The sequence below is a fragment of the Blastomonas sp. UPD001 genome, from assembly GCF_003426715.1.
Lineage (GTDB): Bacteria > Pseudomonadota > Alphaproteobacteria > Sphingomonadales > Sphingomonadaceae > Blastomonas.
Genome location: NZ_QKVT01000001.1, coordinates 1,947,731 through 1,957,487, shown reverse-complemented (window position 1 = coordinate 1,957,487; position 9,757 = coordinate 1,947,731). Strand labels below are relative to the sequence as shown.

Sequence of the window (9,757 nt, the reverse complement as noted above, 5' to 3'; positions counted from 1 at the left end):
ATCGCTATGCCGCCCCAGGGCACCGTCAGCCTGCCGGTTTCACCCGACGGCCCGTCGCCCATGCAGGTGCTGCAGGGTCTGTCCGCACCGCTGCCCGTGCTGGTCTCGCCCGAGCTGCGCCCGGCAGACGACGGCGCCGGGAACGGCGCGCCGCAGGGCGATGGACAGCGCGGCGGCTGCGAGTATATCAGCCTGTGCAACGGCACGGCGGCCCCCCTGTGGACATGGCAGCTTGCCCAGTGAAGAAAGTATGATGGCGATGCATTTCGTGTTCCGTTCGGCCGCCTGTGCGCTGGCCGCAGCTCTGGTTTCGGCCCCGCTGGCGGCACAGACCGCCAAGCCCGCGACCCCCGCTGCGCCTGCCGCCGCCACGCCTGCCGCGCCGCAGGCGATCACGCCCAAGATGGGGACCAACGGCGCCAAGCCATGGACCGCGGGCTGCAAGGGCACCGGCGAGCAGGAGATCTGCGACGCGGTGCAGTCTTTGATCGACGAGGCCAACAGCAAGGAAGTGATCCGCGTCGCCATCGCGCGGCAGAAGACCACTGGCAAGACCGGGCTGCTGGTCAAGGTGCCGCTGGGCGTGCGGCTCGATACCGGCGCGCTGGTCCAGGTCGATGGCGACCAGACCAAGGCGATCGACAAGATCGTGTTCAGCCGCTGCCTGCCCGAAGGGTGCATTGGCGAGAAGCCGCTGGGCCCGACCGATATTGCCAACCTCAAGAAAGCCAAGAAGCTCGAGCTCGTGTTCCTCGATCTTGAAGGCAAGCCGATCGTGATCAACGTGGTGTCGACCGGGCTCGACGTCGCGCTGACCGGTTTCTGACGCGCGCTGCGACGCGATGACCATCCGCCCCTTTCATCTCGCCTTTCCGGTCGATGACCTGGCGGCTGCGCGGCATTTCTACCGCGAGGTGCTGGGCTGCGGCGAGGGGCGGTCGTCGGATCACTGGATCGATTTCGACCTGTTCGGGCATCAGATCGTCGCGCATCTCGATCCCGATGCCGGTGTGCGGCGCGCGCACCACAATCCGGTCGACGGGCATGACGTGCCGGTGCCGCATTTCGGCGTGGTGCTGACGATGGACGATTTCCACGCCTTGGCCGATCGGCTCAAGGCGGCGGGCACACGCTTCGTGATCGAGCCGCATATCCGCTTTGCCGGCCAGGTGGGCGAACAGGCGACGATGTTCTTCCACGATCCGGCGGGCAATGCGCTCGAGTTCAAGGCGTTCGCCGACGACGCGATGCTGTTCGCGAGCTGATTTCCCCCGCAGTTGGTTCGTCACCCCCGCGCAGGCGGGGGTGACGAACCACTCGCTGATCACGCGCTCCATCGCGGCCCAGCGCGCCTTGGCATCGGGTCCGGCGGCCTCGACATGGGCCTGCACCATGTCCTGGCCCAGGCCATAGTTGATCACATAGCTGCGATAGGCATCGGTAAAGCCGATCGACTGCTTCGCGCGCGCCTCGCTCATCAGCTGGTATTTCTGCGTCAGCGCGATCGCCTGGGCGCGGTCGATCTGCCCGTCGAGATACATCTGCGCGATGGTGAAGCGCGCGCCGCGCAGCCCCGACAGCGCCTTTTGCAGCTGCGCCAGTCGCGCCGCATCGGCGGTGGAAAGCCCGGCGAGCGGATAGAGTTCGCGCGTTTCGAACGCCAGCTTCTCGTCGCCCGGAAACGCCAGGTCGATGCCGAAATTGGCCGAACCTTCGGCGATCAGGCTCTGCGGGCTGTAGAGCGGATAGACGCTGAACTCGACCCAGCCGCGGCCGCGCGTCAGCTTCTGTTCGAGCAGATAGTTGAGCGCATGATGGCCGGGATAGCCCTCGTGACAGCCCAGATCGACCGCACGGGTGATGCGGATCGGCAGATCGGTGTTGATCTGGATCAGGCTGGCGAGATTGCCCTGATAATAATTGTACCCGCTCCACGGCTTGCCGGTGACGAACTCCATGTGGAAGCTCTCGCCCTTGGGCAGCGGGATATACGCCGCGGTGCGCGCGCGGCACTCGGCAATCGCGCGGTCGAACACCGGCTTCAGCCGGTCGGCGGGGACCACGAACCGTTCCTGAAACGCATCGACCCGCTCGGCCAGCGTGCCGGCACCGGGCAGCAGCGCCTCGATCTCCTGCAGCACCGCATCATAGCTGGAGAGCGGCTGGATGTCGGGCGTCGCGCCGAACAGGCCGAGCGATTCCTGGCGGAAGGAGAGCTTTTCGCCGCGCAGCATCTTCAGCCGCGTGCGCGCGGCGTTGAGCTGGGCGTGGAGAAATTTTGCCCGGCGCTGGACCATGATCTCGCGATCCGAAACGTCGACCGCCATCAGGCTGGCATCGAGCGCATCGACCGCCTGCGCCAGAGCGGCAAGATCGCGCGGGTTCGCTTCCGCCTGTTGCTTCCATTCGGCCGGGCCATAATAGGCGTCGATATAGCCATCCTCGTGCGTGCCGATCTCGAGCGAGAGCAGGACATATTGGCGCGCGATGTCGCTCAGCGGATCGGCGGGCTTCGCCGCCTGGGGCGCGGGCTTCTGCACACAGGCAGCGCAGGCCAGCACCAGGGCCAGCAGGCCGAGCCGGGTCATCATTCTCATGCGTGCTTCACTTCCACGTCCTCGTCCTCGTCGTCTTCCAGGCTTTCGATATCGCCATCGGCCCGGACCTCGTCTTCCTGCTCGCGCTCTTCCTGTTCGTGCTCGGGATGCAGCGGGCAGACGCGCAGGATGGTATAGCCGAGCAGCGCCGATGCGACAGAGCCCATGATAACGCCGATCTTCGCTTCGTCGATCAGCTCGGCATTGCCGGGAAAGGCGAGCGCGCCGATGAACAGGCTCATGGTGAAGCCGATGCCGCACAAGGCCGCGACGGCATAGACCTGCAGCCAGGTGGCGCCGCGCAGCCGGCTGGCAATGCCGAGCTTCACCGCCAGCCAGACGCTGCCGAAAATGCCGATCTGCTTGCCCAGGAACAGGCCCGAGGCAATGCCGAGCGGTACCGGCGCGAACGCCTCGCCCAGCCCTACGCCCTCCAGCGAGACGCCGGCATTGGCAAAGCCGAACAGCGGGATGATGAGAAAACTGCTCCACGGCGAGATGCCGTGTTCCAGCCGGTGCAGCGGGCTGTCATGCGCGTCCGGCGCTCCCGGCGTCTTGATGATCGGGATCATGAACGCGGCGAGCACGCCCGCGATCGTCGCATGCACGCCCGATTGCAGGATCGCGTACCACAGCACGACGGTGAGCAGCAGATAGGGGATGAGGTTCATCACCCGGAAGCGGTTGAGCGCATACATCGCGGCCATCACGGCCGCCGCCGCGCCCAGCCAGACCGGGGCCAGGCCCTCGGTATAGAACAGCGCGATGATCGCCACCGCGCCCATGTCGTCGACGATCGCGACGGTGACCAGAAACAGCTTGAGCGAGGTCGGCGCACGCTTGCCGAGCAGTGCCAGCACACCCATCGCAAAGGCGATGTCGGTGGCGGCGGGGATCGCCCAGCCGTTGACGACCGCAGGATCGGCGCCGGTTTCGACGAGGTAGATGATCGCGGGCATCGCCATGCCGGCGATCGCTGCGATCACCGGCAGCCGCCGCTTGTCCCAGGTCGAAAGCCGCCCGTCGACGAGCTCGCGTTTGATCTCCAGCCCGACATACAGGAAGAAGATGACCATCAGGCCGTCGTTGATCCACAGATGCGGGGTCATCGGGCCCAGCTTCTTGGTCAGCACCGGGCCCTGAATGTCGTGCAGCAGATGATGGTACAGATCGTAGAGCGGGCTGTTGGCGATGACCATCGCGATCGCTGCGGACAGGATCAGGATGATGCCGCCCGCTGCCTCACTGTTCAGGAACTTGCGCAGCGCCGATGTCTCGCTGCCGCCCGGTATCCCCTGTGCGCCCATGTCTGCTCCCGTGTGTTGCTGCCCGAACGCGCTTGACCGCGCATGCCCTGGAAGGGCATCCCCCCGGCCGGGGGGCAGTCCGCTTGAGCCAGCGCCGACGCACCGGGGGCCATGAAGGCTGCTGGTGCGCGGCGACGACGTTCGGGCATCTATCTGCAAAGCCCGGTGGGGTCCACCCCTGGCCGGGTAACCCAAGGGTAACGTGCCATGTCCCAGTCCGCTCCCGCGCCTTTGTCCACGCCCGCTGGAGGGTCGCGCCTGGGCCGCTTTGCCGCGCGGGTGACGGGGCCGCTGGGCAGCTGGTGGCGGGGCAGCGTGATCCCCGGGATCGAGCATCGCGCGGTGATCGCCAAGGTCGATGACGAGGCAAGCCTGACCCCGCGCTATGCCTTCATGATCCTGATGTCGGCGGGCATCGCGGTGCTGGGGCTGCTGCTGTCCTCGCCTGCGGTGGTGATCGGGGCGATGCTGATCTCGCCGCTGATGGGGCCGATCATCGGGCTTGGCTTCGGCATGGCAAGCTGGCGACGCTCGTGCTGCTGGTGGCGGCGCGGCTGGCCATCGGCCTCGGCTTCCGCCCGGCGGAAATCTATACGGTCGAGCTGCTCAAATGAGACTGGCGCGGCTGATCGCGGCGTTCCTGGCGGCGCTGCTGCTCGGCGGGGCGAGCGAGCCGGTGCTGGTGCCCGAAGTGTCGCAGCGCGAGGTCCAGATCAAGTACGGCTTTACCGGCGCAGAGCTGCTGCTGTTTGGCGCGATCGTCTATCCGGGCGGCACCCCGCCTGCGCGCGACAGCGATATCGTGGTGATCCTCAAGGGCCCGCCGCAGTCGATCATCCTGCGCGAAAAGCAGCAGATTGCGGGCATCTGGCTCAACGCCGCGAGCAGCGAATTCCGCTCGGCGCCGGCCTATTACGCCGTCGCCTCGTCGCGCCCGATCGACAGGATCGTCGACAAGCGCACGGCCGCGATCTACGAATTCGGCCTCGCCAATCTGCAGCTTTCGCCCGCCGGAACCATCGACCCGGCCGAGCAGCGGCGTTTCCTCTCCGGGCTGGTCGATCTCAACCGGCGCGAAGGGCTCTACAAGCAGCAGGAAGGCAGTGTCGAGATACTCGAAGGCGTGCTCTATCAGGCGCGGCTGTCGATCCCGGCCAGCGTGCCGACCGGCACTTATACCGCAGAAACCTTTCTCGTACGCGATGGCCAGGTGCTGGCGGCGGCGGTGCGCGAGATCGAGGTGCGCAAGTTCGGTTTCGAGCTTTTCGTCGCGACGGTCGCCGAATATCAGCCCTTCGCCTATGGCGTCTGCGCGGTGCTGATATCGCTTGCGCTCGGCTGGCTCGGCGGGGTGGTCTTCCGGAAGATCTGACGGTAGTCGCCGCGTCCTCGGCATAGAGGGAAAATTTACCCTATGCGCCTATGCCTTGCTGCGATTACGCAAAGCAAAAGGCACAGACAGCCCGATGGTCGATCTCAACCCGCGCAGCTTCCAGGGGCGCATTCCCGCCAGTTCCGCCGAGCGTCCCGACATTCCGCTGGTGATCCAGCGCCCTACCGAACAGCTGCGCATCGGTGAGGTGGTGGAGATTGCCGGATCGAGCTCGCAGGTGCTGCTCGACGCCAGCCGCCTGCAGGCGTTGATCGATCACAGCGATCCCAGCGTCTCGATGGCGGGGCAGGTCGGCAGCCAGGTCAAGATTCGCATGGGCAATCGCTGGCTGGTCGCGAACGTCCGCACCCAGCGCATGCACCAGCGCGAGGCGGGGCTGATCGTCTGTCAGATCGATTTCCTCGGCGAGGGCGAGGAGGAAAAGCTCACCGGGCGCATCTTCAACTTCCGGCGCGGGGTGACGCGCTATCCGGTCCCGGGAACGCCGCTCTATGCGATGACCAGCGCGGACCTCAAACAGGTCTATGCCGCCGACGCGCGCCCGCATATCGAGATCGGCATGGTCTATCCGACCAGCGACACGCGCGGCGCGCTTTATGTCGACGCGCTGCTGGGCAAGCATTTCGCGCTGCTGGGTTCGACCGGTACCGGCAAGTCGACCGCCGCCGCGCTGATCCTGCACCGCATCTGCGACATGATGCCCGACGGCCATATCGTGATGATCGATCCGCACGGCGAATATTCGAGCGCCTTCGCGCAGAATGGCGAACTGTTCGATGTCGGCAATCTCGCGATGCCCTATTGGCTGATGAATTTCGAGGAGCATTGTGAGGTGTTCCTCACCTCGCACGGCGCCGACCGGCAGACCGATGCCGAAATTCTCGCCAAGTGCCTGCTCGCGGCGCGGCTGAAGGGCAAGCTGGCGCTGGGCAATGCCCGCGTCACCGTGGACACGCCGATCCCCTATATGCTGTCCGATCTGGTCGCGAACATCCAGAACGAGATGGGCAAGCTCGACAAGGCGACGTCGAGCGCGCCGTTCCTGCGGATCAAGGGCAAGATCGAGGAGGTCAAGGCCGATCCGCGCTATAGCTTCATGTTCTCGGGCATGCTGGTCGGCGACACGATGCTCGATTTCATCACCAAGATCTTCCGCCTGCCGGCCAATGGCAAGCCGATCTCGGTCATCGACGTGTCGAGCGTGCCGTCGGATATCACCGCGACCGTGGTGGCGGTGCTCAGCCGCATGATCTTCGATTTCGCCATCTGGAGCCGCAAGGAGCGCACCAAGCCGGTGCTGTTGGTGTGCGAGGAAGCGCATCGCTACATCCCCTCCGACCGGGTCAACGATCATAGCGCGGTGCGCGACGTGCTGAGCCGCATCGCCAAGGAGGGCCGCAAATATGGCGTGTCGCTGGGGCTGATCACCCAGCGCCCCTCGGACCTTTCGGAAGGCGTGCTGTCGCAATGCGGCACGATCATCGCCATGCGCCTCAACAACGATCGCGATCAGGCGCATGTGCGATCGGCCATGCCCGAGGGCGCGCGCGGGTTTCTCGATTCGATCCCGGCGCTGCGCAACCGCGAAGCCATCATCTGCGGCGAGGGGGTCGCGATCCCCATCCGCGTCGCCTTCGACGATCTGGCCGAGTCGCGCCGCCCTGCTTCTGACGACCCGGCGTTCAGCGCGCTCTGGAAGGAAAATGGCGGCGAGAGCGAGATGGTCGCGCGCGTCATCGCCCGCTGGCGCAACAAGGACAATCTGAACAACGGCCGCTGACCGGGCAGCCCCGCGCGCGGATCAGGTGCCGCGCGTATCGCCGTACAGGTGGATGTGCAGCCGGTCGGTAAAGCGCCAGCCGCGATCGAGGCAGAGCGGGGCGAGCCAGGCGCTGCGGGCGTGCAAGGTCGCGCTGTCGGTCCCTTCCGGCATCAGGATGATGCGCTGCGCCGCGATGGCATGGCGGTCCGCCAGGGCTGCGACCTCTTCGGCATCGGCGGGCTCGGCGATCACGAACTTGAACCAGGCACGCGGATCGCGGGCATAGGCCGCCAGCGCCGCGTCGTTGCGCCGGGCGCTTTCTGCATTGCCCGAATGGCCAAGCTTGGGGGACAGGTTGAGTTGGTGGACGCAGGGCGCGAAGCCCGGTGTTAGCGCGACGGTGCCGTTGCTCTCGATCTCGACATGATAATCCGGGCCCAGCCGTTCGCACAGCGCCGCAAGCGCGGGTTGCTGCAGCAGCGGCTCGCCGCCGGTAAACACGATATGCGGGCAGTCGAAGCCGCGGATCCGGTCGACGACCTCGGCAATGTCGAGCGTCACGCTGTTGGCGCGCCGGTCGTACTGGCGGTCGCCGCGATGCGGCCCGGCATGGCCTTCGAAAAACCAGGTATAGGGGGTGTCGCACCACTGGCAGGCGAGGTTGCAGCCGGACAGGCGGACAAAGACCGAGGGCCTGCCGATCGATACCCCTTCGCCCTGCAGCGAATGGAAGATCTCGGGCTCTTGCGGGCGGACGGTGGCGAGGCGCAATCGGGTCATGCGCGCGCGCCCTTAGCCCATTTTGCCAGCGAAAGCCAAAAAGATGTGGCCGCACCCCTGAGCAGCGGATGCGGCCACAGCCCCCCGAAACGATTCGTCAGAAGGCGGCCGTCACCCCGAACACGATGGTGCCGTCGGCGATCTGTCCGCCACCGTTGCGGAACTTCTGGAAGTTGGGCAGCAGATAGGCCGATTCCGCGCGACCGATGTCGGTATCGACATAGGACACGCTGAGCGTGATCGGCCCGTAGACGTTCACCGCCGCGCCGATCGAATAATCCCAGTATTCGCCGGTGGGCGTCACGCTGGTTCCATTGGGGCCCAGGCCGGGATTGCCTTCGGAATAGCCGATATGCGCGTTGATCGTGACCGGCGTGTCAGGAATGGCGACGCTGGCGTCCCCTGCCAGATAGAGATTGTCTTCCTTCTGGCCCCGGCTGAACGGCGTGTTTGAGAAATTGCCGAGCGCTTCCTGCTTGGGCGCATAATAGATGGCTGCGGTCAGCGACACCGGCCCCGCCGTGCCCTTGAGCTTGGCATAGCCTTCGAAGAAATCGGTGTTGTCGAAGCCATCGGGATACATGTACCAGGTCACGCCGACGTCGATGCCGGCCGAGCCCACGGTGGTGGCGTAACCGGCGAACAGGTCCACCTCAAGATTCGGGCCCCCGAACGTGCCCCAGCCGGCCAGGTTCGATCCCCAGGTGCCGACGTAAAAGCCCGATTCGTGCGCGACGGTGAAGCCGCCCTGGACCGCTACGCCTTCATCCGACTGCGAAACGCCGCGGAAGCGATAGTCGGACACAAGCCCGACCGACCCGGTGACAGTGATGGGCTTGGACTCCTCTTCCTGCGCAAGGGCAGGCGTGGCGACAGCCGACGACAGGAGGAGGGCGAGGCCCGCAAGGCCCCGGTGGAATTTGGACGTACGCATGTTTTTCCTTTCAACTGGATGCGTTTCGTCCCGCCTGCGCTGCAGCGGCTACTCTCTGTTCTTGCTGGCGTCCCTTGGCGCCAAATCCGGAGTGCTCACAATCAGCGACAGCAATGCTGCCCCGCTGTGCTGCGCTGCACAAGAGAAAAATGCTAAGAAGACCCGCTTCTTTGAAAGATTGTGTCTTTCACGCCACGAAAACGCACCGGTTCGGACCTTTATCGCGATGTTAACCGGGTGCGGCCACGGTATTACGCGATGTTCGCCTCGCTCCGCCCCCTCCAGTCCGATTCGCGCGATCACGGCGCGATCGATTCGCTCCTTGCGCAAGTGGAGGCGATCGGCATGGCCTTGACGGTACTAAGCCGCCTGGCGGGTACCAGCACCTCCCATGAGGCCGCAGGTCTTGGAGAACGCGCCGCGCTCGCCGCCCGGTTGGCCGAGCTGGACGCACGCGGCACCACGTTCCTGGAGACCGAGTTCGACGCGCTTTCGGCGGCGCTGCAAGCCGGCTTTTCCGCGCTCGAACGGGCGCGCCGTCTCGGGCATCCGGCGCGGGCAGCCGCCGCCCTGCTGCATCGCGAATGCTGCGACAGCCTGGCCGCTCTGCTGGCCCAGCGGGGGCAGGCCGGCACCGGCGCCTGAACGGCGCCGCCCCTTTTCTTTGTTCCTGTTTTGTATTAGTCGTGGGCCATGGTTCAGAACTTGTCCCACGCCCTGCCCATGCCCGATGCATATGAAGCGCCGTCCGAACCGATCGTTTCGCCCTGTGGTCCGCCCGGCGGTGCCGCAGCGGTCGCGCGCGGGATCGCGCGGCTGTTCCGGCGCAACCAGATCTGGGTGGCGTCCGAAGTGGCGTTGCCCAATGGCCGCCGTGCCGACCTGATGGGGATCGATGCGCGCGGGCAGATCGTCATCGTCGAGATCAAGGTGGCGCGCGGCGATCTGCTCGGCGATGCCAAATGGGGCGAATATCTCGACCAT

At 65.8% G+C, this 9,757-nt stretch carries 10 protein-coding genes and 1 pseudogene; 8 read left to right on the top strand and 3 right to left on the bottom strand.

Features of this window, described 5'->3' with window-relative positions:
* The 3 genes from DM995_RS21820 to DM995_RS09950 form a co-directional block, all read left to right on the top strand.
* Positions 1 to 243, top strand: a 243-nt coding sequence (locus tag DM995_RS21820) for a hypothetical protein (protein ID WP_198669317.1), incomplete at its 5' end; no start/stop codon positions are given.
* Between the two features lie 10 nt (positions 244 to 253).
* Positions 254 to 826 (top strand): invasion associated locus B family protein, encoded by a 573-nt coding sequence (locus tag DM995_RS09955; protein ID WP_157973154.1) that lies wholly within the window; start codon positions 254 to 256, stop codon positions 824 to 826.
* Between the two features lie 16 nt (positions 827 to 842).
* Positions 843 to 1,265 carry a VOC family protein gene (locus DM995_RS09950; protein ID WP_116970411.1) on the top strand — a complete coding sequence of 141 codons (423 nt, stop codon included), beginning with the start codon at positions 843 to 845 and terminating at the stop codon, positions 1,263 to 1,265.
* Between the two features lie 1,328 nt (positions 1,266 to 2,593).
* On the opposite strand, the gene nhaA is transcribed toward DM995_RS09950, so the two are convergent.
* On the bottom strand, positions 2,594 to 3,904 hold the full coding sequence (gene nhaA / locus DM995_RS09940; protein ID WP_023839171.1) for a Na+/H+ antiporter NhaA: 1,311 nt from the start codon (positions 3,902 to 3,904) through the stop codon (positions 2,594 to 2,596).
* 207 nt (positions 3,905 to 4,111) lie between these two features.
* On the opposite strand from nhaA, the pseudogene DM995_RS22290 reads away from it, so the two are divergent.
* From DM995_RS22290 to DM995_RS09925, 3 genes and pseudogenes are all read left to right on the top strand, one after another.
* Positions 4,112 to 4,423 (top strand): annotated as a pseudogene (locus DM995_RS22290) (DUF389 domain-containing protein); the annotation flags it as partial.
* 91 nt (positions 4,424 to 4,514) lie between these two features.
* Entirely contained in the window at positions 4,515 to 5,276 is a 762-nt protein-coding gene (locus DM995_RS09930) for a TIGR02186 family protein (RefSeq protein ID WP_023839175.1), read from the top strand.
* A gap of 94 nt (positions 5,277 to 5,370) precedes the next feature.
* Complete coding sequence (locus DM995_RS09925; RefSeq protein ID WP_023839176.1) at positions 5,371 to 7,077, top strand: ATP-binding protein; 1,707 nt, start codon at positions 5,371 to 5,373, stop codon at positions 7,075 to 7,077.
* 21 nt (positions 7,078 to 7,098) lie between these two features.
* On the opposite strand, the gene DM995_RS09920 is transcribed toward DM995_RS09925, so the two are convergent.
* Together DM995_RS09920 and DM995_RS09915 are read right to left on the bottom strand one after the other, a co-directional pair.
* On the bottom strand, positions 7,099 to 7,839 hold the full coding sequence (locus DM995_RS09920) for a 7-carboxy-7-deazaguanine synthase QueE (RefSeq protein WP_116969321.1): 741 nt from the start codon (positions 7,837 to 7,839) through the stop codon (positions 7,099 to 7,101).
* A gap of 97 nt (positions 7,840 to 7,936) precedes the next feature.
* Positions 7,937 to 8,773, bottom strand: coding sequence for a TorF family putative porin (locus tag DM995_RS09915; protein ID WP_023839178.1), 837 nt, complete (start codon positions 8,771 to 8,773; stop codon positions 7,937 to 7,939).
* 180 nt (positions 8,774 to 8,953) lie between these two features.
* Between DM995_RS09915 and DM995_RS09910 the strand changes: the two genes are divergently transcribed.
* Entirely contained in the window at positions 8,954 to 9,418 is a 465-nt protein-coding gene (locus DM995_RS09910) for a hypothetical protein (RefSeq protein ID WP_232824278.1), read from the top strand.
* A 78-nt stretch (positions 9,419 to 9,496) separates the two neighbouring features.
* On the top strand, positions 9,497 to 9,757 hold a 261-nt coding region (locus tag DM995_RS09905), incomplete at its 3' end, for an MmcB family DNA repair protein (protein ID WP_116969319.1).

What these genes read in the sequence shown, in the direction of transcription:
- DM995_RS09925 (WP_023839176.1), top strand. Translation starts at nt 5,371, where the DNA reads ATGGTCGATCTCAACCCGCGCAGCTTCCAGGGGCGCATTCCCGCCAGT.
- DM995_RS09955 (WP_157973154.1), top strand. Translation starts at nt 254, where the DNA reads ATGGCGATGCATTTCGTGTTCCGTTCGGCCGCCTGTGCGCTGGCCGCA.
- DM995_RS09915 (WP_023839178.1), bottom strand. Translation starts at nt 8,773, where the DNA reads ATGCGTACGTCCAAATTCCACCGGGGCCTTGCGGGCCTCGCCCTCCTC.
- DM995_RS09930 (WP_023839175.1), top strand. Translation starts at nt 4,515, where the DNA reads ATGAGACTGGCGCGGCTGATCGCGGCGTTCCTGGCGGCGCTGCTGCTC.
- DM995_RS09950 (WP_116970411.1), top strand. Translation starts at nt 843, where the DNA reads ATGACCATCCGCCCCTTTCATCTCGCCTTTCCGGTCGATGACCTGGCG.
- DM995_RS09920 (WP_116969321.1), bottom strand. Translation starts at nt 7,839, where the DNA reads ATGACCCGATTGCGCCTCGCCACCGTCCGCCCGCAAGAGCCCGAGATC.
- nhaA (WP_023839171.1), bottom strand. Translation starts at nt 3,904, where the DNA reads ATGGGCGCACAGGGGATACCGGGCGGCAGCGAGACATCGGCGCTGCGC.